General features: G+C 72.6%; 25 protein-coding genes and 1 pseudogene. 15 read left to right on the forward strand and 11 right to left on the reverse strand.

Translation table 11 applies throughout. The annotated features are described in order from the left end of the window. The first annotated feature begins 22 nt into the window (after nt 1-22). Together ACJ5H2_RS10110 and ACJ5H2_RS10115 are read left to right on the forward strand one after the other, a co-directional pair. On the forward strand, nt 23-658 hold the full coding sequence (locus ACJ5H2_RS10110) for an HD domain-containing protein (protein ID WP_408899432.1): 636 nt from the start codon (nt 23-25) through the stop codon (nt 656-658). Nucleotides 659-1,408: 750 nt separating this feature from the next. Next, the gene (locus ACJ5H2_RS10115; protein ID WP_408899433.1) at nt 1,409-2,107 is read left to right on the forward strand and encodes a metallophosphoesterase family protein; all 699 of its coding nucleotides are present in this window, start codon (nt 1,409-1,411) and stop codon (nt 2,105-2,107) included. 80 nt (nt 2,108-2,187) lie between these two features. Here ACJ5H2_RS10115 and ACJ5H2_RS10120 read toward each other — a convergent pair whose 3' ends face one another. Next, complete coding sequence (locus tag ACJ5H2_RS10120; RefSeq protein WP_408899434.1) at nt 2,188-2,943, reverse strand: alpha/beta fold hydrolase; 756 nt, start codon at nt 2,941-2,943, stop codon at nt 2,188-2,190. Between the two features lie 65 nt (nt 2,944-3,008). Then, nucleotides 3,009-3,422, reverse strand: a complete 414-nt coding sequence (locus ACJ5H2_RS10125; protein ID WP_408899435.1) for a VOC family protein — start codon at nt 3,420-3,422, stop codon at nt 3,009-3,011. A 73-nt stretch (nt 3,423-3,495) separates the two neighbouring features. On the opposite strand from ACJ5H2_RS10125, the gene ACJ5H2_RS10130 reads away from it, so the two are divergent. Genes ACJ5H2_RS10130 through ACJ5H2_RS10140 form a run of 3 tightly spaced genes read left to right on the forward strand, consistent with a single transcriptional unit; the run spans nt 3,496 to nt 5,749 of the window. Then, complete coding sequence (locus ACJ5H2_RS10130; protein WP_408899436.1) at nt 3,496-4,014, forward strand: MarR family winged helix-turn-helix transcriptional regulator; 519 nt, start codon at nt 3,496-3,498, stop codon at nt 4,012-4,014. Next, a complete protein-coding gene (locus ACJ5H2_RS10135) occupies nt 4,011-5,219 on the forward strand; it encodes an MFS transporter (protein ID WP_408899437.1) in 1,209 nt (402 codons plus the stop codon). The genes ACJ5H2_RS10130 and ACJ5H2_RS10135 overlap by 4 nt, the downstream gene beginning before the upstream one ends. A 26-nt stretch (nt 5,220-5,245) precedes the next feature. Then, nucleotides 5,246-5,749 (forward strand): N-acetyltransferase family protein, encoded by a 504-nt coding sequence (locus tag ACJ5H2_RS10140; RefSeq protein WP_408899438.1) that lies wholly within the window; start codon nt 5,246-5,248, stop codon nt 5,747-5,749. Here ACJ5H2_RS10140 and ACJ5H2_RS10145 read toward each other — a convergent pair. Both ACJ5H2_RS10145 and ACJ5H2_RS10150 read right to left on the reverse strand, forming a co-directional pair. Further along, nucleotides 5,746-6,327 carry a 1-acyl-sn-glycerol-3-phosphate acyltransferase gene (locus ACJ5H2_RS10145; protein ID WP_408899439.1) on the reverse strand — a complete coding sequence of 194 codons (582 nt, stop codon included), beginning with the start codon at nt 6,325-6,327 and terminating at the stop codon, nt 5,746-5,748. The genes ACJ5H2_RS10140 and ACJ5H2_RS10145 overlap by 4 nt on opposite strands. A 9-nt stretch (nt 6,328-6,336) precedes the next feature. Further along, nucleotides 6,337-6,816: a hypothetical protein gene (locus tag ACJ5H2_RS10150; protein ID WP_408899440.1), complete on the reverse strand. Its 480-nt coding sequence runs from the start codon at nt 6,814-6,816 to the stop codon at nt 6,337-6,339. 50 nt (nt 6,817-6,866) lie between these two features. Here ACJ5H2_RS10150 and ACJ5H2_RS10155 point away from each other — a divergent pair, with 50 nt between their 5' ends. Together ACJ5H2_RS10155 and ACJ5H2_RS10160 are read left to right on the forward strand one after the other, a co-directional pair. After that, a complete protein-coding gene (locus tag ACJ5H2_RS10155; protein ID WP_408899441.1) occupies nt 6,867-7,421 on the forward strand; it encodes an RNA polymerase sigma factor in 555 nt (184 codons plus the stop codon). Then, nucleotides 7,418-8,173, forward strand: a complete 756-nt coding sequence (locus ACJ5H2_RS10160) for a hypothetical protein (protein WP_408899442.1) — start codon at nt 7,418-7,420, stop codon at nt 8,171-8,173. The genes ACJ5H2_RS10155 and ACJ5H2_RS10160 overlap by 4 nt, the downstream gene beginning before the upstream one ends. A gap of 58 nt (nt 8,174-8,231) precedes the next feature. On the opposite strand, the gene ACJ5H2_RS10165 is transcribed toward ACJ5H2_RS10160, so the two are convergent. Then, nucleotides 8,232-8,693, reverse strand: a complete 462-nt coding sequence (locus ACJ5H2_RS10165) for a VOC family protein (protein ID WP_408899443.1) — start codon at nt 8,691-8,693, stop codon at nt 8,232-8,234. Nucleotides 8,694-8,854: 161 nt separating this feature from the next. Here ACJ5H2_RS10165 and helR point away from each other — a divergent pair, with 161 nt between their 5' ends. Genes helR through ACJ5H2_RS10185 form a run of 4 tightly spaced genes read left to right on the forward strand, consistent with a single transcriptional unit; the run spans nt 8,855 to nt 14,207 of the window. After that, entirely contained in the window at nt 8,855-11,008 is a 2,154-nt protein-coding gene (gene helR / locus ACJ5H2_RS10170) for an RNA polymerase recycling motor ATPase HelR (RefSeq protein ID WP_408899444.1), read from the forward strand. Between the two features lie 48 nt (nt 11,009-11,056). Next, nucleotides 11,057-12,256: a hypothetical protein gene (locus tag ACJ5H2_RS10175; protein ID WP_408899445.1), complete on the forward strand. Its 1,200-nt coding sequence runs from the start codon at nt 11,057-11,059 to the stop codon at nt 12,254-12,256. After that, nucleotides 12,253-13,044, forward strand: coding sequence for an SDR family oxidoreductase (locus ACJ5H2_RS10180; RefSeq protein WP_408899446.1), 792 nt, complete (start codon nt 12,253-12,255; stop codon nt 13,042-13,044). Before ACJ5H2_RS10175 ends, ACJ5H2_RS10180 begins: the two co-directional genes overlap by 4 nt. Then, entirely contained in the window at nt 13,044-14,207 is a 1,164-nt protein-coding gene (locus ACJ5H2_RS10185) for a sulfotransferase family protein (protein ID WP_408899447.1), read from the forward strand. The genes ACJ5H2_RS10180 and ACJ5H2_RS10185 overlap by 1 nt, the downstream gene beginning before the upstream one ends. Here ACJ5H2_RS10185 and ACJ5H2_RS10190 read toward each other — a convergent pair. From ACJ5H2_RS10190 to ACJ5H2_RS10210, 5 genes and pseudogenes are all read right to left on the reverse strand, one after another. Continuing rightward, nucleotides 14,200-14,676: a nuclear transport factor 2 family protein gene (locus ACJ5H2_RS10190; protein ID WP_408899448.1), complete on the reverse strand. Its 477-nt coding sequence runs from the start codon at nt 14,674-14,676 to the stop codon at nt 14,200-14,202. The two genes, ACJ5H2_RS10185 and ACJ5H2_RS10190, sit on opposite strands and share 8 nt — an antisense overlap. 116 nt (nt 14,677-14,792) lie before the next feature. Then, complete coding sequence (locus tag ACJ5H2_RS10195) at nt 14,793-15,203, reverse strand: VOC family protein (RefSeq protein ID WP_408899449.1); 411 nt, start codon at nt 15,201-15,203, stop codon at nt 14,793-14,795. A gap of 95 nt (nt 15,204-15,298) precedes the next feature. Beyond that, nucleotides 15,299-15,769 (reverse strand): annotated as a pseudogene (locus tag ACJ5H2_RS10200) (helix-turn-helix transcriptional regulator); the annotation flags it as partial. A 30-nt stretch (nt 15,770-15,799) separates the two neighbouring features. Next, entirely contained in the window at nt 15,800-16,600 is an 801-nt protein-coding gene (locus tag ACJ5H2_RS10205) for a maleylpyruvate isomerase N-terminal domain-containing protein (protein WP_408899450.1), read from the reverse strand. Beyond that, nucleotides 16,597-17,613: a zinc-dependent alcohol dehydrogenase family protein gene (locus ACJ5H2_RS10210; protein ID WP_408899451.1), complete on the reverse strand. Its 1,017-nt coding sequence runs from the start codon at nt 17,611-17,613 to the stop codon at nt 16,597-16,599. The genes ACJ5H2_RS10205 and ACJ5H2_RS10210 overlap by 4 nt, the downstream gene beginning before the upstream one ends. Nucleotides 17,614-17,696: 83 nt before the next feature. Between ACJ5H2_RS10210 and ACJ5H2_RS10215 the strand changes: the two genes are divergently transcribed. The 4 genes from ACJ5H2_RS10215 (at nt 17,697) to ACJ5H2_RS10230 (ending at nt 21,869) form a co-directional block, all read left to right on the forward strand. Beyond that, the gene (locus ACJ5H2_RS10215; RefSeq protein ID WP_408899452.1) at nt 17,697-19,238 is read left to right on the forward strand and encodes a UDP-N-acetylglucosamine 1-carboxyvinyltransferase; all 1,542 of its coding nucleotides are present in this window, start codon (nt 17,697-17,699) and stop codon (nt 19,236-19,238) included. A gap of 12 nt (nt 19,239-19,250) precedes the next feature. After that, the gene (locus ACJ5H2_RS10220; RefSeq protein WP_408899453.1) at nt 19,251-20,042 is read left to right on the forward strand and encodes a glycerophosphodiester phosphodiesterase; all 792 of its coding nucleotides are present in this window, start codon (nt 19,251-19,253) and stop codon (nt 20,040-20,042) included. After that, nucleotides 20,039-21,394: an MFS transporter gene (locus tag ACJ5H2_RS10225; RefSeq protein ID WP_408899454.1), complete on the forward strand. Its 1,356-nt coding sequence runs from the start codon at nt 20,039-20,041 to the stop codon at nt 21,392-21,394. Before ACJ5H2_RS10220 ends, ACJ5H2_RS10225 begins: the two co-directional genes overlap by 4 nt. Nucleotides 21,395-21,479: 85 nt before the next feature. Beyond that, the gene (locus tag ACJ5H2_RS10230; protein ID WP_141007454.1) at nt 21,480-21,869 is read left to right on the forward strand and encodes an RNA polymerase-binding protein RbpA; all 390 of its coding nucleotides are present in this window, start codon (nt 21,480-21,482) and stop codon (nt 21,867-21,869) included. On the opposite strand, the gene ACJ5H2_RS10235 is transcribed toward ACJ5H2_RS10230, so the two are convergent. Continuing rightward, the gene (locus tag ACJ5H2_RS10235) at nt 21,870-22,337 is read right to left on the reverse strand and encodes an FxsA family protein (protein ID WP_408899455.1); all 468 of its coding nucleotides are present in this window, start codon (nt 22,335-22,337) and stop codon (nt 21,870-21,872) included. It abuts the gene before it with no gap. Nucleotides 22,338-22,349: the final 12 nt, after the last annotated feature.

Below are 22,349 nucleotides of genomic sequence, written 5' to 3' on the forward strand. Positions count from 1 at the left end.
CTCGTCCTGGCAGGGTAGGGCCATGGACGACGACGCGCTGATCATCGACCGCCAGCCGCTGCCCGACGGGATCCCGGAGCGCCTCGCCGCCCAGCTCCGCTTCGTCGCCGAGGCCGACAAGCTCAAGACGATCCTGCGCGCCTCGCCGCTCGCGGCGGCCGAGCGGCGGGAGAACGACGCCGAGCACTCCTGGCATCTCGCGCTGATGGTCATCCTGCTCGCCGAGTACGCCGACGAGCCGATCGACGTCGGCCACGCGATCAAGCTCGTGGTCATCCACGACCTGGTCGAGATCTACGCGGGGGACAGCCCGGTCTTCGTCCCCGGTGCCGCCGACGACCAGGCCGAGCGCGAGGCCGCCGCGGCCGACCGCCTCTTCGGCCTGCTGCCGCTCGACCAGGCCGAGCAGATGCGCGCCCTGTGGGACGAGTTCGAGGCGGGCACCACGCCGGAGGCGCGCTTCTGCAAGGCAATGGACCGCCTCGAGCCGATGCTGCTGAACTGGCTGGCCGGCGGCGGGACGTGGGGGATGCCCGGTGCCTCCGAGGCGACCGTCCGGGCCCGGGAGTCGGGCGTCGTCGCCGCCTCCACGTCGCTCGGCGAGGCGACCGGCCTGCTCGTCGAGGAGGGACTGCGGCGGGGCTGGATCCGGCCGTGAGGGCCGTTCTGCCTCGACCTCGCGCGGCGACACCGGGTCGCTGTCGCCAGAACAGCGCAACCGGCGCGTGAGACGATGTGATCGCATGTCGGGCTCAAGGCGGAAGCTTGGTGCTGAGACCTCGTCCGGCAGATCCGGCCACACTCGGCCAACGCAACGCGCGCGCCGAGAAGGCACTCGATGACGCGTTCGCAAGCAAGCAGTTGATTCAAGGCTAAGGCTTCTTCGCATACGCCGATGTCGACAACTCACCGGATCGCGCAACGTCACGGCACAGCAGCTGACAGGCGCTGCACGTCGTAGCTGAGTGTGGCTGCCGCGTTCGATGGACTTCTGTGAGGTGTTTCCCGCAGGTGAGCGCCTTGTCAGCACGATCAGAGGGGTAGTGGTTCAGCCTGCGCCGACGTGTGCGTCTAATGCACGACGCAGATTAAATGACATAATGTCACTTATCGGCTTGCGTATCGGGAGTTGCAGAAGATGCGAGAACTCCCGTCTCTGGTCGATCGCGTTCGTGACCCGTGAAGGCGAAGTCGTTCACGAGATCAGTGAAACCAGGTGGTGAACCTGTTCCTCGGTCGTACCAGGCGGGTTGCGTCGAAAGCCCCCGTTGCCAGGGAGGAGCATCGTCAACCAGAAGGCTGCCCACAGTGGCGGGTACCGCTGCATCCGGTCACGTTGCTCAGTTGAGAGGCCGACCGCCGCCACAAGCGAACGGCGCTTCGGCGTCGGCCCGCTAATGTCGCGCTCATGGCCCGGCTCCTGCATCTGAGCGATTTGCACCTCGGTGCCGACGAGTCAGGGACAGCCGAAATGCCCGCCGCGCGGCTCAGTGCGGTCCTCGAGGCGGCGGCAGGTCGTGGGCCCTTCGACGCTGTGGTCGTGACAGGGGACGTGTGTGATGCCGGGGCCGAGGACGACGCGATGTCTGCCCAGCAGACGCTCTCGGGCGTCGCGCCGTTGCTCGTCGTGGTTCCGGGCAACCATGACAGGACAGACGTGATCCACCGGGTGTTCGGCACGGCCGGCGGCCCGTTGGACGGGTGGCACATCGTCGGGGTGGCGACGAACATCGCGGGTGAGCCGCACGGGGACGGCCGGCCCCTGGCGGATGCCATCTCCGCCATCGATCCCGACCGGCCAGCCATCGTGGCGCACCACCATCCCGTGCACTCGCGGAGCACGCACAGGTGGTTCACCCTGACGAATCGGCAACGGGTCATGGCCGCACTCGAGGCACGTCGCTCCCCCCTGATGATGCTCAGTGGACACACGCACGAGCCCTACGACCGCACCGAAGGCGCCGTCCGCTTCGTCGGCGCACCATCGACGTACTACGGACTGCTCCACTCCGGAGACAGCTGGGCACTGGCCGAGCACAGCACGGGTGCAGTCGTGATCGACATCGAACCCACGGGGCGGAGCTCGGTGGAGATCATCGCGGGCTGACGACCTGGCGAGGTCGGCTCGGGCGTCGCCTCAGCCGCCGCTCCCCCGGGCAATGCCGTCGCGGCGGCTCGGGCGTCGCCTCAGCCGCCGCTCCCCCGGGCAATGCCGTCGCGGATGGTCTGGGCGACCAGCGCCGGGTCGTCGACCATCGGCACGTGCCCGACCCCCGGGAGCATCCGCCATTGCGCGAAGGGCGCGATCCGGCGCCAGTTCTCGCCGTAGGGTCGCTCGGGGAAGATCCGGTCGTGCTCGCACCAGGCGAGGAGGACGGGGACGCCGGGGTCGTCGTACGGCCCGGCCTTCTCGTCGGCCAGGCTCAGCAGGTTGTCGAGCTCGACGAAGAGCGCGGCCTGCGCGGCGGTGATCGCCTCCTCGCGGGTCAGGCGGTCGCCGTACTTGGCGACGGTGCGGAACCCGAAGCGACGCACCGGGCCGATGCGCATCATCACGGGCAGCAGCCGGCGTGATGCGCGCAGCTGTCGGCGCATGCCGTAGAAGATCTTCTTCATGCGCGGGTCGTACGCCGTCCAGCCGCCGGCCGGAGCGAGCAGGGTCGCGCTGCGTGCGCGGCCGCGGGCCGTGAGCTCCATGGCCAGCCAGCCGCCGAGCGAGTTGCCGGCGAGGTGCGCGGTCTCCATCCCGGCCCGGTCCATCAGCCGCTCGACTCCCTCGCAGAGCACCTCGATCGTCGCGGCACCCGACAGCGGCTCGCCGTCGATGTGACCCGGGAGCGCGACCGAGAGCACCTCGAAGTCGTCGGCGAGGAGCTCCTCGACGCGGTGCCAGGCCTGCCAGGTGGCGGTGACACCGTGGATCAGCACGAGGGGTTCGGCCATGAGGCTGTTCTACACCCGTCGCGGCCGCGGCGGGAGCAGTTCCCGGCGGCCGCGGTCTCCCCTGCTCAGGCGACGAAGATGCAGAACGGGTGGCCGGCGGGGTCGGCGAACACGAAGAGCGGCTCGTCGGGGTCGTCCACGCGGTCGAGCCGGAGCTCGGCCCCGAGCTCCTCTGCGCGTGCGCGGTGCCGGTGCAGCTCCTCGACGCTCGAGACGGTGAAGTCGAGGTGCAGCTGCATGGGCACCTCGGCACTCGGCCAGGTCGACCGCGGCAGCCGCTCGACCTGCTGGAAGGCAAGCTGCCGGGCGCCGTCCGCGTCTCGCAGGACGAGCCAGTCGGCATCGTCCGTTGCCGGGTCGGCGGGTGGCTCGTCGCCTTCGCGGTACCGCAGCCCGAAGAGCTCCCGGTAGAACTCGGCGAGGCCGCGCACGTCCGTCGTGTCGAGAACCGGCTGGACCAGCCGCGGGTAGTCACTCATCTCTCCCACCGTACTGACCGACAGATCTGTGCCAACTATTTGAGTGAGTCACGCAAGTATCTATGCTGGTGCGATGGGTCGCCTGGAGAACCTGCTCGGAGCCTGGTCGTTGACGGTCGCCGACCGGATCACTGAGGCGGGCCGGCAGGAGGGGCTGACGGCGTCCGCCCAGGCCGCACTGCTGACTCTGCTCGCCCACCCCGACCGACCCGTCTCGTGGCTGGGCGAGGTGCTGGCGCTGACCGGGTCCGGGGCGACCCGGCTGGTCGACCGGGTCGTGGCGGCGGGCTGGGTGGTCCGCTCCCCCGGCGCCGACAGCCGGCAGCGGCGGATCCGCCTCACACCGGAGGGCGAGGACGTCGCCCGCCGGCTCGCGCAGGTCCGCGACGCGGTGCTCGCCGAGAGCCTCGCCTCCCTCGACGATCGCGCGCGTCGTCAGCTCGAGCGGACGCTGGAACGGATGGTCGGGTCCTCGACCCACGAGCCCGTCCCGGCACTGCGCACGTGCCGGCTGTGCGACCGGTCCGCGTGCCGGTCGGACGGTCACGCGTGCCCACTGGACCACGTGCAGGTGGAGGAGCCGCTGCCGTGATCGCCGCTCCCCCGACGGCCCGCTCCCTCAGCACGCCCGCCGTGCTGCTGCCGGGCACCGCCATGATCGCGATCACCTTCGGTCTGGCCCGCTACGGCTACGGGCTCCTCCTCCCGGACATGAAGGCCGAGCTCGGCATCGGCCCGAGCGCCGCCGGCCTGATCTCCTCGCTCGGCTACGTCTCGTACCTGCTGGCGAACGCGGGCGTCGTACCGCTGACCTCGTGGCGGGGCGCGCGGGTCGCGGTCGCCGCCGCCGCGTCGGCCGCCGCGTCGGGGATGGCCGTTGTCGCGCTGGCGGGCAGTGCCTGGGCCGTGGCCCTGGGCGTCACGATCGCGGGAGCGGCGGCCGGCATGGCGTTCCCGCCGTACGCCGACATCGTGGACCGCCACGTCGCTCCCCCGCGCCGGGCCGTGGTGTGGTCGACCATCAGCTCGGGCACCGGCTGGGGGGTCGCGCTCGCCGGCCCGGTGGCGATCCTGGCCGGCGACCAATGGCGGTGGGCCTGGGCGAGCTTCGTCGTGATCGCCGTCGTCGTCGGCATTGCCGCGACCCGCCTGGCCCCGCCCCGCGAGCACGCTGCGCTGCGCCGGGCCCAGCTCAGCCCGAGCTGGTTCCTGTGTCCCCGCTCGCGGCCGCTGCTCCTCTCGGCCGTCCTGGTCGGCGCCGGCAGCGCCGTGTGGTGGGTCTTCAGCGTCGACGCCATGCAGCAGGCCGGGATGGACACGACCGCCACCCGGGTCGTGTACGCCGTGTGCGGCGCCGCCTGCCTGCTGGGCTCGCTCAGCGGGTACGCGTTCGACCGGGTGGGCCTGCGCGGCGGCTATCTCGCCTCGACGGCGCTGCTGGCGCTCTCCCTGGGCCTGCTCGGGGCCGCCGCGGCCGACCTCGGCGCCGCCCTCGTCGCCGCCGTCCTGTTCGGCGCGTTCTATGCCGCCGTCATCGCGGCCCACGGCGTCTGGAGCGCCGAGGTCTTCGAGCAGCATCCCGCCGCGGGCCTGGCGGCCGTGAGCACGGCGCTGACGGTCGGGACGCTGGTCGGTCCGAGCCTCGCAGGCGTGGTGATCGACCACGGGGGGCACGGCGTCGCCCTGGTCGGCGCGACGGTGGCGACCGGGCTGGCGCTGCCCTTCTGCCCGCCCAGCGAACGCCGGCGTGCCGCGCTCGCCGAGCATCGGTGCACGGCTGCCCCCGTTCGCCGTTGAGCCGCCCGGTTCGGCAGGATCTGCCCATGCTCGAGCTTCGCGTCCTGACGCCCGACGACTGGCCGCTGTGGCGGGAGCTGCGCCTCGCCGCGCTCGCGGAGGCGCCGGACGCCTTCGGTGAGACGCTGGCCGGGTGGCAGGGCGAGCGTGACCGGGAGGAACGCTGGCGCGACCGACTGTCGATCCCCGGCGGCCGAGACTTCGTCGTGCTGCTGGAGGGTCGTCCGGTGGGGATGGCGAGTGGCGTGCCGGGCGAGGACGAGGACACCATCGAGCTGATCTCCATGTGGGTGAGTCCCGCGGCGCGAGGGCGAGGCGTCGGCGACCGGCTGATCGAGGCCGTCGCGCACTGGGCTGCGGAGGGCGGTGCGCGCACACTCCGGCTGTCGGTCGTGGAGACCAATGCGCGGGCGACGGCGCTCTACGAGCGCAACGGGTTCGTCGAGACGGGCGAGCTCGGCGATCTACGGCCCGACGGGGTCACTCGCGAGCGGGTGCTGGTCAGGAGCCTGTGCGATCAGTCCAGCTAGCTCGACCCGGGCGACTCGAGCTCGTCGCGCAGCCTCGGCTCGGTCCGGTTCTCCGGCCGGATGCCCCGCTTGTCGTGGTAGAACGCGCGGACCCGGTCCATGTCGGCCACCACGTCGCCGGTCGGGTGGAAGGAGGGTCCCATGCCCAGGGTGCGCGTGGGACCGTCGACGAAGCCGAGCGCGATGGGCAGGCCGGTCTGCTGGGAGATCCGGTAGAAGCCCGGCTTCCAGTACTCCCCCTTGCTCCGCGTCCCCTCGGCTGCGATGACCAGCAGGAAGGCGTCGTGCCCCTCGGCCTCCGCCAGCAGGGCGCGGATCGTCGTGCCGGGATTGGCCCGGTCCAGCGGGATGCCGCCCGTCGCGCGGAGCAGGAGGCCCACGGGCCCCTTGAAGAAGGACTCCTTGATGAGCACCTGCGGCTGGACGCCGTTGCTCCACGCGATGAGCAGCATCGCTACCCAGTCCCAGTTCGAGGTGTGGGGCGCGCCCACGAGGATGCCTCGCTCCGGCATGTCGCCGACGAGCTTCCAGCGGGTGGCCCGAAGCACGGCTCGGGCGAGAACCGGTCGCAGCCTCACGGCGCGAGCCTAGCGACCGGAGCCCGGTGGTCCTGCGGCGGCGTACAGGCCCAGGCGCCGCGGCAGCTCGGGAGGCACGACCCCGAGCCCGTGGGACTCGAAGACGGCCGCGCTCCCCCGCGCCGCGACGAGTGACGCGGCCTGCTTGAGCAGATAGCGCGCGATATTGCGGTCATGCTTCATCGGCCTCACGAAGAGTCGCCCGATCACGAGCAGCCGGCCCGCGTCGACGCCGGCGCGGATGGCGACCTCGTTCAGCCACGGGGCGTCGGCCGGCGGCCGGCGGACCTGCACGTGGCCGACCACGTTCTTCGTCGGGGCGACGGGAACGGGCGCCTGGTCGAACACCCACGACGCCTCGGCGGCGTCGTCGTCCTCGGTCAGCCACGCGCGCGGCGCGCGTCCTGCCAACATGGCGGTGGCGCCGGGGACCTCGAGGAGCACGGCGGCGAGCCGGTCGAGATCCTGCTCCCTGCGTTCGCGGATCATCGCGCCGAGACTAGCCGTAACAACCGCAGGGAGCCGGACACTACAAGGACATGAGCACCCCCGAGAACGCCCACGAGGCAGCGTTCAGCGCGACGTGGCGCCGCGACGGCCCGCGCGTCGCGGCGTACGCCCGCCGCCACGTCGCGCCCGACGACGTCCAGGACGTCGTCGCCGAGACCTTCGTGCAGGCCTGGCGGCACTGGGAGGAGGTCCCCGAGCCGCCGATCGGCTGGCTGATCGCCACCGCCCGCAAGGTGATCGGCAACAGCCGGCGCTCGGTGCGGCGTCGTACGGCGCTCCTCGACCGGCTGGCGCTGCTCGACCGGGCAGCCCGGCCCGAGTCCGACGCCGCCCTGCTGGCGACCGACCGGATGAGTGCGCTGGAGGCGCTCGCGGCTCTGCCGGACGGCCACCGGGAGGCGCTGCTGCTCGTCTCCTGGGACGGCCTGGCCCCGGACGCCGCGGCCGAGGTCCTCGGCATCCGCCCCGGAGCCTTCCGGGTCCGCGCCCACCGGGCCCGTGCCGCGCTCGGGGACCTCGACCCGCCGGCGGAGCAGCGCACCGCCACCACCCGCCGACCCCTCACCGAAGGTGGACTTCGATGACCACGGACCACGTGACCGCCCGCATCGCCGCACTCTCCCCCGCTCCCCCGCCGCTCGACCCCGACTGGGCTGAGGTGACACTCGCGCGGATCCTCCGCGAGGACCGTGTGGCCCAGGCCCAGCAGCGCCGCCGCCGACGTGCGCGGCGCAGGGCCGCCCTCGGTCTCGGCGCGGCCCTCTCCGTCGTGGGCACGACGACGGCGGTCGCCCTCGGCGGTCCGGCCGAGGTGGTGTCCAGCGTGATCGAGGACTTCGCCCGCCAGCCCAACACGACCGGCAACGGTCTGGGCGAGCTCGACGAGCCGGCCCTGGTCACCCAGTTCGACACCGACCGCGGGGTCTTCGCGTTCTGGGTGGCGACGTCCTCGACCGGCAAGGTCTGCTACGCGATGAGCGACGGCACCTGGGACGGCACGGGGACGCCGACGAAGAAGGAGCTGGAGTACGGCTGCGGTGGCGTCGTCTGGGCCGGCGACGACGTGCCGCCGCAGGAGGTCACCTCACCGCTCCAGCTGGGCGGCTACTTCACGGACAGCGAGCCGCTCGTGTACGGGATCTCGCCGTGGCCGACCGCCAGCCAGGTCCGCGTGCAGGCAGCCGGCGTGGACCGGACCCTGGAGGTCCGGGCCGACTCCCACGGCTACGGCGCCGCCCTCCCCGAGGCGGCGGGCGTCCCGCAGGTCACACTCACCTTCCTCGACGCCGAGGGCCAGGTCCTGGGCAGCCAGGTCAAGGTCGCACCGGTCGGCTAGCCACCTCGGGCGTCAGCGCCCGCCGGAGACGTCCAGACGTCGGCCCCTGGGCGCGACGCTAGTCCAGGCAGAACTCGTTGCCCTCCGGGTCGGCCATCACGATGTGCCCGCCCGCCATCGGCGGAGCCGGCTCGTGGCGCTCGACCCGGCGCGCGCCGAGCGCGACGAGGCGCTCGCACTCGGCCTCCAGGGCGGCCATCCGCTCCTCGCCGGCGAGACCGGGCGCGGCCCGGACGTCGAGATGCACCCGGTTCTTGGCGACCTTGTCCTCGGGCACCTGCTGGAAGAAGACCCGCGGGCCGGTGCCGTCCGGGTCCTCGATCGCGGAGCGGGCGTTGCGCTCGCCCTCCGGCACGCCGACCCGCTCGAGGAAGGCGTCCCAGGCGGCGAGCGGGTCGTCGCCGTCCGCGAGGTCGACGCCGGGAGGTCCGGGGTGGACGTACCCGAGGGCGTCGCGCCAGAACGTGGAGAGGGCGCGGGGATCGTGACAGTCGAAGGTGACCTGGAGGACTCGGCTCATGGTCCGTTCCTACCGGCCCGCGCCGACACCCGGCCGACAACCCCCCGCCGCTCTCAACGTATAGCGCACAGGGGGTCTTGCCGCAAGGCCCCCTGAGCCCGGCAGAATCCCCGCTCCCGCCACCGCGGACCCACCACGACGACCCCCTGGGAGCTGACGAGTTGACCCACGCGACCACCCGCGCGTTCGACCTCCACGACCACCCCGCCAAGGACGACCCCGCGCTCGTCGCCAGCGACGAGGCCCACTTCGCCGCCATCGAGACCAGCCTGGCGCGCACCATCGGCGAGCTCGAGGAGAGGCTCGCCGACGTACGTCGCCAGCCGGGCGGCACCGGCCAGGAGGCGATGGACCGCGACCTCGAGGTACACCGCCTCAGCGCGCGCCTGCGGGCGCTGAGACGCTACCGGCTCGACCTGTGCCTGGGGCGGATGGTGACGACCGGCGGCGAGACCGTCTACGTCGGCCGCTTCGGGCTCACCGACGCCGAGGGTGGGCGCCTGCTCGTCGACTGGCGCTCCCCCGCCGCGGAGCCCTTCTTCGGCGCGACCCACGGCAACCCGATGGGCCTGGCCAGCCGGCGCCGCTACCGCTGGACCGACGGCCGGGTCACGGACTACTGGGACGAGGTCTTCGCCTCCGACGCCCTCGACGCGACCCCGAACGCGGCGCTGGACGACCAGTCGGCGTTCGTGGCCAGCCTCGGCAGCAGCCGCTCCGAGCGCATGCGGGACGTGCTGGCCACCATCCAGGCCGACCAGGACGCGATCGTCCGCGCCGGCTCCCGCGGCACGCTCGTGGTCGACGGCGGGCCCGGCACGGGCAAGACCGTGGTGGCGCTGCACCGCGCCGCCTATCTCCTGTACGCCGACCCGCGGCTCTCGGACGGCCGCGGCGGCGTGCTCTTCGTCGGCCCGCACCAGCCCTATCTGGCCTATGTCGCCGACGTCCTGCCCAGCCTCGGCGAGGAAGGGGTGCGCACCTGCACCGTGCGCGACCTGGTCGCCGAGGGCGCGGCGGCCGTCGCCGAGGACGACCCGGAGGTCGCGCGGCTCAAGACGGACGCCGCGATGCTGGCGGCGATCGAGCCCGCGGTGCGGCTCTACGAGGAGCCGCCCACCGACGGCATGGTGGTCGAGACCGCGTGGTCCGAGGTGTGGCTCAGCGCGAGCGACTGGGCCGAGGCCTTCGAGGCGCCGGACCCGGGCACGCCACACAACGAGGCGCGCGACCAGGTCTGGGACGCCCTCCTCGACATCCTGCTCGACAAGCACGAGGACGTCGACGTCCCGGCCGAGCAGGTCCGCCGCTCGCTGGCCCGCAACGGCGAGCTCGCCGACGCCCTCGCCCGGGCCTGGCCGATGCTCGAGCCGACCGACCTGGTCGGCGACCTGTGGGAGGTGCCCGCCTATCTGCGGCACTGCGCGCCCTGGCTGACGCCCGACGAGGTGCGCGTCCTGCGGCGCGGCGGTCCGCAGGTGTGGACCGACGCGGACCTGCCGCTGCTCGACCTCGCCCGGGCGCGGCTCGGCGACCCGGAGGCGGCGCGCCGGCGGCGCCGGGCCGAGGCTCGGGCGGCCGCCGAGAAGGAGGAGATGGACCGCGTGGTCGACCACCTCGTCGCGACCGACGACTCCGACATGATGATCATGTCGATGCTGCGCGGGGCCGACCTGCGCGGTGCGCTCGCCGAGGGCCGGGACGGCGCGCCGGCCGACCCGGGCCGGTTCGCCGGCCCGTTCGCGCACGTCGTCGTCGACGAGGCGCAGGAGCTCACCGACGCCGAGTGGCAGATGCTGCTGCGCCGCTGCCCGTCGCGCAGCTTCACCGTGGTGGGCGACCGTGCGCAGGCCCGTCACGGCTTCGCCGAGTCGTGGGCCGAGCGCCTGGAGCGGGTCGGGCTGCGCGACATCGCGCTGACGTCCCTCACGATCAACTACCGCACGCCCGCCGAGGTGATGGAGGCCGCGGAGCCGGTCATCCGCGAGGCGCTCCCCGACGCCAACGTGCCCACCTCGGTGCGCGCCACCGGCGTACCCGTCCAGTACGGCGACCGTGCCGAGCTGGCGGCGATCCTCGAGGAGTGGCTGGCGAGCCACGCGGAGGGCATCGCCTGCGTCATCGGCGCGCCAGCCCTGCCCGCCACGGCGCGGGTGCGGTCGTTGAGCCCCGAGCACGCCAAGGGCCTGGAGTTCGACCTGGTCGTCCTGGTCGACCCGGACCGCTTCGGCGACGGCATCGAGGGAGCGGTCGACCGCTATGTGGCCATGACCCGCGCGACCCAGCGCCTGGTCGTGCTCACCGGGTCCCGATGAGCGGGATCCCCGATCGAGCCATGAGGCGGCCTCCCTAGTTTCCGCAGGATGGAGCTCGAGACCGCGATCACGTCCCGTGCGGGGACCACCCTGCTGACCGAGGCGATCCGCGAGGCCGAGCAGGTGCTGCGCCAGGCGCCGCACGTGCGGGACGAGCGCGACCTCGCGGAGGGGCTGGACTATCTCGCGGGACTCGTGCGAGTCGCCCTGGCCAGCGCCTGGGCGAGCGATCCGACCGACCCGCACTTCGCCCGCCCCTCCACGCAGTGGACCAAGATGGGCCTGGACAACCCGGACACCCTCTACTTCGCGGCACAGATCGCCGGTGACGCGGAGTACGTCGTGACCGGGACCCGCGGCACGAGCGCGGACCTCGTCTTCCAGGTGCTCGCCGGGTCGCACGCCGGCAACACCTCGCCGGCGAGCCACCTGGCCTTCGACGACCGGGAGTTCCCGGTCGCACCGGACGGGTCCTTCGAGCTGCGGTTCGGCCCGCCGCGCGACGATGCCGGCCCGGGCTACTTCACGCTCGCCCCCGACGCCCAGCGGCTCCTGGTGCGCCAGACGTTCAGCGACTGGTCGAGCGAGCGCGGCGGCCTGCTGCGGGTCCAGCGCGCCGACCGGATCGGCGTCCCGGGACGACCGCTCACCCTGGCCGCCGTGGAGGAGCGCTACGCCCGGGCGGCGCGCACGCTGCTCGGCTACGCGCGCACCTTCCTCGAGTTCGTCGAGCGGTTCTACCTGGACCAGCCGGTCAACACGATGTACGCGCCGAAGATCACCCCGGGCGGACTGGCCAGCCAGTACAGCTCGGCCGGGCACTTCGCCCTCGCCGACGACGAGGCCCTGGTCGTCACCGTGCCCGCCTCGGGGATGCCGTACCAGGGGATGCAGCTGGGCACGAAGTGGTACGTCTCGCTGGACTACGTCGACCACCAGACCAGCCTCACCGCCCACCAGGCGCACGTGGACCCGGACGGCCGCATCCGCTTCGTGGTCAGCCGCAGGGATCCCGGGCTGGCGAACTGGCTGGAGACGACCGGCCTGACCGAGGGCTATCTCCAGATCCGCTGGCAGCGGGTGAGCCGCCCGCTGACCGCCGAGGACGGCCCGACGACCGAGGTGGTCGCCTTCGACGACCTCGCCGAGCTGCTCCCGTTCCACCACCAGCAGCGGGTCACCCCGCAGGAGTGGGCACGCCGCATCGCTGCCCGTCAGGCGGCCGTCGGCGACCGGATGATGTCGTGAGCGATCCCGTCTCCGGGGTGCTCGCGGGCAAGGCCGTGCTCGTGGCGGGCGTCGGTCCGGGGCTGGGCCAGGCGCTCGCGGTCCGCAGTGCGGCCGCCGGCGCCGACGTCGTCCTGGCGTCGCGGAGCCCGGAGCGGCTGGAGGGGGTCGCGGCCCAGGTCCGGGCGACCGGCGGGCGCGCGGTCGTCGTACCGACCGACCTGTCGGACGCCGCGGCGGTCGCGGGGCTGGTCGATCGCGCCGTCACCGAGCTCGGCCGCCTCGACGCCGTGCTGCACAACGCCTACCACCCGCCGGGCCGCGAGGCGCTGCTCGATGCCGAGCGGGAGGCGGTCGCCGCGGAGCTCGCCTCCCCGCTCATGGCCCTGGAGCTGGTCCGGTGCAGCGCCCCTGCCCTCGCCGAGCGCGGCGGTGCCGTCGTCGTGGTGAACTCGATGATCCTCCGCAACCGGCTGCCGCGCTTCGGGGCCTACCGGATGGCCAAGGCCAGCCTGCTCGCGCTGGCCCGCGGGCTCTCGATCGAGCTGGGACCACAGGGCGTGCGGGTCAACTCGATCGCGCCCGGCTACATCTGGGGCGACGCGGTCGAGGCGAGCTTCGCCAAGGCGGCCGAGCAGCGCGGCGTCACCCCGCAGACGATCCACGACGAGATCGCCGCCGAGACCGACCTGCGCAGGCTCCCGCGCCCGGAGGAGATCGCCGACGCCGCGGTCTTCCTCGCCTCAGACCTTGCCCGGGCGGTCACCGGGCAGTGCCTGGACGTCACCTCGGGCGCCACCCACCACTGATGGAGCAGACCATGGACCTCGCCGACGAGCTGCACGAGCGCGCGACCGATCGCACCGGACTCACCGACTTCGGCGACCAGGAGTACGTCGAGGGGCTGCACGTGCTGCTCGACGGGTACGCACGGGAGGCCGGCCTGACGGCGAAGGGCCGGGCCAAGGTGGAGGGATCGCTCGCCAACGCGCTCGCCGCCCGGCTGCGCACCGAGGCCGCGTGGCGCGAGCATCCGGCCCACGCCGACACGAGCGTGACCCGTCCGATCTTCGTCACGGGTCTCCCCCGCTCCGGCACGACCGCCCTCCACCGGCTGCTCTGCGCCGACCCGCGCCACCAGGGCCTCCAGCTGTGGCTGGCCGCCGCGCCCCAGCCCCGGCCGCGGCGCGAGGACTGGGTCTCCCACCCGGACTTCCAGGCGATGCAGGCGCAGATCGACCGGCGCAACGCGGCCGTGCCCGGCCTCAAGGGCATGCACTTCATGGCGCCGGACGTGGTCGAGGAGTGCTGGTGGCTGGAGCACCAGTCGATGCGCTCGCTGGCGTTCCCGAGCGTGGCCCATCTGCCGTCGTACCGGGCCTGGCTGGGCCGGCAGGACCTCCGGGCCACCTACGCGCGCCATCGGCGGGTGCTCCAGCTGGTCGGCATGACCAGCCCGGAGCAGCGCTGGGTCCTGAAGAACCCCGGCCACCTGTTCTCGCTCGACGCGCTGATGGCGGCCTACCCCGACGCGCTCGTGGTGCAGACCCATCGGGACCCGCGCAGCGTCGTCGCGTCGGTCAGCAGCCTGACGTCGAGGACGTCGGCCGGGACGTCGACCGTGTTCGAGGGCTCCGTCGTGGGGCGCGACAGCCTGGAGCTGTGGGCCACCGCGGCCGACCGCTTCCTGGCCGCCCGGGCGACCTACGACCCCGCGCAGTTCGCCGACGTGCGCTACGACGAGTTCGTCGCGGACCCGGTCGGCACCGTCGAGCGTGTGTACGACGCGTTCCGGCTGCCGTTCGACGACGACGCCCGCACGGCGGTCACCGCCGCGGACGACGTCAGCCGGCGTGGCGAGCGCCGCCCGGACCACGCCTACTCCCTGGAGCAGTTCGGGCTCAGCGCCGGCGAGGTCACCGAGCGCTTCGACCGCTACCTGTCGGCCTTCCCGGAGCTCGCCGTCAGCTGAGGGCGAGCCCAGTGGCGGGCGTGGCGAGCACGCGGAAGCTGGGCAGGTCGGCGAGCGAGACGGAGGTCTCGCAGAGCCGGCGGTAGGAGATCTCCGTGATCAGCCAGCCTCGTCGGGGGTCGCGACGGTAGCGGTCGGTCGAGAGCGAGGCGCCCTCGACGACGCACCCCACGTCGGTGCACACCGTCCGGTCCGACACCGTCCAGGTGCCCGCGGCTCGGTCACCGTCGATCTCGATGCTCGGGTTCCCAACCTGGTGGACGGTGATCCGGTCGTCGGTGAGCCGGGTCCGCAGCTCGGCGAGGAGGGCGTCGGCGCCCTCGGTGGCCAGGTCCGGGCGGTAGCGGGCGACCATCTCCGGCGCCAGGGTCTCCCCCACCGCAGCCCAGTCCTTGAGGTCGACGCTGCGCATGTACCGGTGGCGCAGCTCCAGGATCGCCCACCGGTCGGCGGACTGGGCGTCGTGCATCGGGGCTCCTCGGCTCGGCTGCGTGGAGCTATGAGCCTGCCCCGCGCGGCGCCAGCGGCGTCGGCGGCTCCCGGCCAGCGGGATCCTGGACCGGCGGACGGGTCCCGTGGGCCGGCTCAGGCGGCCTGGTTGATGCGGATGTGGTTGCCCGCGGGATCGCGGAAGGCGCAGTCGCGCACGCCGTACGGCTGGTCGATCGGCTCCTGGATGACCTCCGCACCGGTGGCCTGGATGCGCTCGAAGGTCGCGTCGAGGTCCGGGGTGCTCAGGACGAGGGTGGCGTAGGTGCCCTTCGCCATCATCTCCGCGATGACCTGCTTCTCGTCCTCGGTGATGCCCGGGTCCGCGGCGGGTGGGCAGAGCACGACCGACGGGGCCGGCTGGCCCTTCGGGGCGACGGTGATCCACCGCATGTCGCCGTAGCCGACGTCGTTGAGGATCTCGAAGCCGAGGACGTCGCGGTAGAACGCCAAGGAGGCCTCGGGGTCGGTCTGCGGGAGGAAGCTGTGCTGAATGCTGATGTCCATGTCGCTCACGCTAGTGGCGCCTCGAACCGCGGTGCTTCTCGATTCCTGACCGATGACGCGGCGGCCGAGACCGATGCCGAGGTCGGACGGTCCGGGCTCGTCTGCGCGCCGCCGCGGCGCACCGGCCGGGTGACCTTCTTCGTCACGCACGAGGGCGGCTCGGCCGCCCCGTCCTGGGGCGGGGGGACGTCCTCGCGGTAGGCGCTCGGTGGCACGCCCACGAGCTCGGTGAAGCGGGTGCTGAACGTGCCGAGCGAGGAGAAGCCCACTGCGAAGCAGATGTCGGTGACGCTCAGGTCGCCTCGGCGCAGCAGGGCCATCGCCCGCTCGATGCGCCGGGTCATCAGGTAGGAGTACGGCGGCTCGCCGTAGGCCCGCTTGAACTCGCGGCTCAGATGCCCGGCCGACATGTGGACGTCGCGCGCCAGGGCCTCGACGTCGAGCGGCTGGGCGTACTCGCGGTCGATCCGGTCCCGGACGCGGCGCAGCAGGGCGAGGGTGCGCAGCCGCTCGGGGTCGACGCCGCGCGGTCCGGTCGCACCGGTGGACACGGTCACGGGGGCCATCCTGGCAAAGCCTCTCCGGCGAGACCAGCGTCAGTCGATCGACTGGCCGAGCACGGCCTCCACGTGGGCGCGCACCGCGGCGTCACCGGTGATGCTCACGCGGTCGTCCCCGGCGCGATGCCACAGCCACGCGTCGAGGTCGGCAGCGGTCCCACTGACCACGAGCTGGGCCGGCACGCCCGGGTCCGGTACGACGTGCTGGTCGGGCTCGTCGCTGCGCTCGGTGCCGTCGGGGCTGGTGCCGGCGAAGGTCCCGATCTGCACCCAGACCGACGTCCCGGTGTCGGTGGCGCGGAACTCGGCGTACTCCGTGCGGGGCTCGAAGCGGCCCCATGGCGGGAGGCCGCCGTACATGACGTCGAGGACCTCGGCGACACCGTCGGCGGCGAGAGCGGCCGGGAGCGGCGTGACGGCCTGCGCCGTCAGCTCGGCGTCGAGGCGGTGGATGAGCGCCTCGTGGGCCTGGCGACGGAAGGTGAAGGCGACGTCCTGATGCTCGGGGGCCGACCACGACCAGGCCGCGTCGGCGGGGTCTGCCTCCTCCAGGGCGTTCACGAAGGCGTCGTGCGCCTGGCGGAACGTGGCGACCAGCTCGTCGCGGGTCGCCGGGCGCTCCGGCTCGAGGTAGGCGTCCGGGGCGGCCGGCCGGTGCGCGACGACGTGGTGCCAGAAGTGCTGCACCCCGGTGAGATGCCACAGCAGGTCGTCGGCGTCCCAGTCCGGGCATGACGGCACCTGGGCGTCGGGAGCGCACTCCCGCAGGACCTCGAGGAAGCGGGCGGACTCGGCACGGATGTGCGCCAGGTAGGTGGCGGGGTCCAGGAGGGTCATGGCTGCAGCATGACCTTGATCGCGCGGCGCTCGTCCATCGCCCGGTAGCCCTCCGGCGACTCCTCGAGGGGGAGGGTGAGGTCGAAGACCCGGCCGGGGTCGATCCTGCGGTCCAGCACGAGCGGCAGCAGCTCGGGCAGGTAGCGGCGCACCGGCGCCATGCCGCCGCGGACGCCGACGTTCTTGTCGAACAGGGACCGCGCCGAGAGCTCCACTCCGTGCGGGGCGCCGACGAAGCCGACGCCCCCACCGGGCCGTGTGACCGAGATCGCGGTCGTCATCGCGTCGTTCGTGCCGACGCACTCCAGCGTCGCGTCCGCCCCGACGCCGTCGGTGAGCTCGCGCACCTCCCGCTCGGCGTCCTTGCCGCGCGCGGCGACGACGTCCGTGGCGCCGAACGCGCGGGCCACCGCCTGGCGCGGCGCGTGCCGCGACAGGGCGATGATCCGCTCGGCGCCGAGGACGGAGGCGGCGAGCACGCCGCACAGGCCGACCGCGCCGTCACCCACCACGACGACCGTGTGCCCGGGCTGCACGCCCGCCGAGACGGCGGCGTGCCAGCCGGTCGGCATGACGTCGGAGAGCGTGAGCACGGACGGGACGAGGTCGGGATCGGGGACTCCGCCGGTGCGGACCAGGCTGCCGTCGGCCTGGTTGACGAGGGCGAGCTCGGCCTGGCCGCTGCCGGTGAACCCAAGGTTGGTGCACACCGACTGGGCGCCGTTGCGGCAGTGGGCGCAGGTGTTGTCACAGTGGCAGAACGGGACGACCACGAAGTCACCGGGCCGGACGTCACGGACTTCGTTGCCGACCTCCTCCACGACCCCGATGCACTCGTGGCCGATCGTGGCGCCGGCCCTGATCGGGTTCTCGCCGCGATAGGGCCACAGGTCGGAGCCGCAGATGCAGCCTGCCGTCACCCGGACGATGGCGTCCGTGGGACGTCGCAGGACCGGGTCGGGGACCTCCTCGACCCGGATGGCCCGGGCCCCGTGGATCGTCGTCGCGCGCATGGGAGGATCCTTCCAGAGACCGGCGCGGGGCCCTGCGCGCCGTGGCGACTTGCGTTATCTCATATGTGAGTTACCGTCGAGTCATGACGCCCGACGTGCCGCACGACGACTACAAGGGCCGGATCGGCAACCTGATCCGGGACGCTCGCAAGCACCGCGGGCTCACCCAGGCCCAGCTCGCCGACCGGCTCGGAACCAGCCAGAGCGCGATCAACCGCATCGAGAAGGGTCATCAGAACCTCTCGCTCGAGATGCTCGCCCGGATCGGGGCCGCCCTCGACTCCGAGATCGTCGCTCTCGGCGCCGGCCCCACGCACCTGCGGGTCAAGGGACCGACCACGCTGTCCGGCAGCATCGACGTCAAGACGTCGAAGAATGCCGGGGTCGCGCTGCTGTGTGCCTCCCTGCTCAACCGGGGCCGGACGACGCTGCGCAAGGTGGCGCGCATCGAGGAGGTCAACCGGCTGCTGGAGGTGCTCGACAGCATCGGCGTGCAGACCCGGTGGATCAACGCCGACAACGACCTCGAGATCATCCCGCCGAAGGACCTCGACCTGACCCGGATCGACGAGGAGGCCGCGCGGCGTACGCGCTCGGTCATCATGTTCCTCGGCCCGCTCCTGCACCGCGCCGACACCTTCGAGCTGCCCTACGCCGGCGGCTGCAACCTGGGCACCCGCACGGTCGAGCCGCACATGTCGGCGCTGCGCCCGTTCGGGCTGGAGGTCAAGGCCACCGACGGCTGGTACCACGCCCAGCTCAACCGGGCGATCGTGCCGGGCCGTCCGATCGTGCTCACCGAGCGCGGCGACACCGTGACGGAGAACGCCCTCATGGCCGCCGCCCTGCACCCGGGAACGACGGTGATCCGCAACGCGTCGTCGAACTACATGGTCCAGGACCTCTGCTTCTACCTGCAGGCGCTGGGCGTCGAGGTCGACGGCATCGGTACGACGACCCTCACCGTCACCGGCCGGGAGAGCATCGACGTCGACGTCGACTACTCCCCCAGCGAGGACCCGATCGAGGCGATGTCCCTGCTGGCCGCCGCGATCGTGACCCGCTCCGAGATCACCATCCGCCGCGCGCCGATCGAGTTCCTGGAGATCGAGCTGGCGGTGCTCGAGGAGATGGGCTTCCGCTACGACCGCTCCGAGGAGTATCTCGCGGCCAATGGGCGCACCCGTCTGGTCGACATCACCACGCACCCCTCCGACCTGGTGGCGCCGCGCGACAAGATCCACCCGATGCCCTTCCCCGGGCTCAACATCGACAACCTGCCGTTCTTCGCGGTGATCGCCGCGGTCGCCGAGGGCACGACGTACCTCAACGACTGGGTCTACGACAACCGCGCGATCTACCTCACCGAGCTCAACAAGCTCGGCGGCCGGGTGACCCTCCTCGACCCGCACCGGGTGCAGATCGACGGGCCCACGTCGTGGACCGGCACCGAGCTGGTGTGCCCGCCGGCTCTGCGCCCCGCCGTCGTCGTCCTGCTCGCGATGCTCGCGAGCAAGGGCACCTCCGTGCTGCGCAGCACCTACGTGATCCACCGCGGCTACGAGGACCTCGCCGAACGGCTCAGCTCGCTCGGCGCCGACATCGAGACCTTCCGCGACATCTAGGGGGGGCCGGCCGTGAGCTACCTCCCGCCCGGCAAGGTGCTCGCCTTCGCCCACCGCGGAGGCGCCTACCATCCCGAGATCGAAGGGCTCGAGAACACCCTCGCCGCCTTCCGGCACGCCGCGGCGCTGGGCTACGACTACCTCGAGACCGACGTCCACCTGACCGCCGACGGCGTGCTGCTCGCCTTCCACGACGACGTGCTCGACCGGGTGACCGACCATCGGGGGGCGGTGCGGGAGCTGACCCTCGCGGAGGTACGCCGCGCGCGGATCGGCGGGCGCGAGCAGGTACCCACGCTCGTGGAGCTGCTCGACGCCTTCCCGCAGGCCCGGTTCAACATCGACATCAAGGCCGACGACGCGGTGGACGCGCTCGTCACCCTGGTGCGGGAGCGGGACCTGTGGGACCGCCTGTTGGTGGCGTCCTTCTCGCGTCGGCGGATCCGGCGCTTCCGGCAGCTGACCGAGGGCAGGGTCCCCACGGCGGCCGACCCGTGGCAGATCGTGGCCTTCCGCCTGTCCCCCACCACCCGGCTCGCGACGCTCCTCGCCGGCGGCGGCTTCGCTGCCTTCCAGGTCCCCCATCGGCGCGGACGCATCCGCGTGGTCACTCCCGGCTTCGTGCGGCGTGCGCACGCCGCGGGCCTCCAGGTCCACGTCTGGACGATCGACGACCCCGCCGAGATGGTCGCGCTGCTGGACCGCGGGGTCGACGGCCTCTTCACGGACCGCACCGACCTGCTCAAGGATGTCCTCCAGGGACGCGGCCAATGGTGGTCCGCGCAGGGAGGGACGACACCATGAGCGCACCGGCCGGCATCGCCGACCTGGGACCACTGAACCGCGCGCGGGAGCAGCGCGCGTGGTACTTCACCGACTGGGCCGCCTCCGCGTTCCAGACGACGGTCGCGGGCGTGCTCTTCGCGCCGTACCTCATCTCGGTCGCGGAGAACGCGGTCGGCGAGCACGGCCGGCTGCACGTGCTCGGGCTCGCGATCGCGCCGGGGGCCTTGCCGTCGTACGTCATCACCGCCTCGACCCTGATCAGCGCCCTGCTGTTCCCGCTCGTGGGGGCGCTCGCCGACCGCACCTCCCGCAAGCCCGACCTGCTCGTGGCGCTCTCGTGGCTCGGCGCCACGGCGGCCGGCCTGCTGTTCTTCATGAAGGGCGAGAGCTGGCTGTTCGGCAGCATCGCGTTCATGGTGGCGAACCTCGCCGCCGGGGCGGCCATCGTGGTCAGCGACTCGATCCTGCCTCTCATCTCGACCGAGGCCGAGCGCGACCGGACCTCGTCCACCGGCTGGGCCTACGGGTACGCCGGGGGCGGGCTCCTGCTCGCGGTCAACTTCGCCGTCGTGACCTTCCACGACGCCCTCGGGCTCGACAAGGAGACCGCGGTCCGCCTCTGCCTGCTGTCCGCGGCGCTGTGGTGGGCCGCCTTCATGGTGATCCCGTGGCGCGGCGTGCGGCGGCACGAGCCGGCCGCTGTCGAGACGGTCGACGGCGGCCTGCTCGGTCGCTCGTTCGGCCAGCTCGCCGCCACGCTCCGGGAGCTGCGCAACTACCCGGTCGCGCTCACCTTCCTGCTCGCCTACTTGTTCTTCAACGACGGCATCCAGACGGTGATCGCGTCCGCGTCGACGTTCGGCATCGAGGAGCTGGACTTCGCCGAGGGCACCGTGCTCGGCACCTACCTGCTCGTGCAGTTCGTGGCGATGTTCGGCGCGGTCGGCTTCGGCCGGGCCGCGGCCCGCTTCGGGGCCAAGCGGGTGATCCTCGCCGGGATCGTCGGCTGGATGGCGATCGTCACCGTCGCGCTCGTCGTGCCCGAGGGGCAGCTCGTGCCCTTCCTCGCGCTCGGCGTCGCCATCGGGCTCGTGCTCGGCGGCACCCAGGCGCTGGCCCGTTCGTACTTCTCGCTGTTCATCCCCCGTGGCAAGGAGGCGGAGTACTTCAGCCTCTACCACGCGATGGACCGGGGCACGTCGTGGTTCGGCACGCTCACCTTCGGGCTGGTCTACCAGCTGACCGACTCCTACCGGCCCGCGATCTTCGCGCTGATCGCGTTCTTCGTGCTCGGCGGCCTGCTGCTCCTGCGGGTGGACACCGAGCGCGGCATCCGCGACGCCGGCAACGCCCGGCCGGCGGTGATCTAGCCCGCCCGAGCCGCTCGGAGGGGGAACCTTTGGCCGCCCGGTAGCGTTGAAGAGTTCGAGGACGAAACACGGGAGGTGGAGTCTGATGGCTGAGCGCACACTGCGCGGTGCCCGACTGGGGGGCCAGTCGTTCGAGGACGAGCGGGGAATCGAGTTCGCCGCGCGACAGCAGGTCGGCTACAAGTGTCCCCAGGGACACGAGTTCGAGATCACCATGTCCATCGAGGCCGAGGTGCCCGCCGTGTGGGAGTGCCCGCGCTGCGGACTGGAGGCCGAGTCCACCGCCGGCATCGAGCGCGAGGTGAAGGCCGAGAAGCCCCAGCGCACGCACTGGGACATGCTGCTCGAGCGCCGCTCCGAGAAGGAGCTGGAGGAGATCCTCACCGAGCGCCTGGAGCTGCTGCGCGGCGGGGAGATCGGCCCGGCCCACCTGCACCGCGCCAACGCGCGGAAGAAGAAGCCCGCGAAGGCCTGATCAGCGGTCGCTCTGATCGTCGACGACCTCGCCCCGGACCACGGTCGGTCCGGGGCGAGCTCCGTCTCCGGGAGCGGCTCGGCGCACGACCTGGCGGCCGGCGTACGACATCAGCAGCCCGCGGAACAGCGGACGGGTGACCGGCAGGATCAGCAGGATGCCCAGGGCGTCGGTGACGAAGCCCGGGCTGAGCATGAACGCCCCGCCGAGGACCACGAGGACGCCGTCGGCGAGCTCGCGGGCCGGCATCCGGCCCGACTCGAGGCGCTCGCGCAGCGCCTGCCACGCGCGCCGGCCCTCGCGCTTGATCAGCCAGGCGCCGATGATGCTGTCGAGGACCAGGAGCAGGATCGTCCACCAGGGGCCGATCGCCTGGCCGACTTGGATGAGGACGACGATCTCGAGGATCGGCATCACCACGAACGCCAGGAACAACAGCACCGCGGCGCGGCGTGACCGCCTGCTCATCCAGGTCTCCTT

The organism is Nocardioides pymetrozini (assembly GCF_046058985.1).
Lineage (GTDB): Bacteria > Actinomycetota > Actinomycetes > Propionibacteriales > Nocardioidaceae > Nocardioides.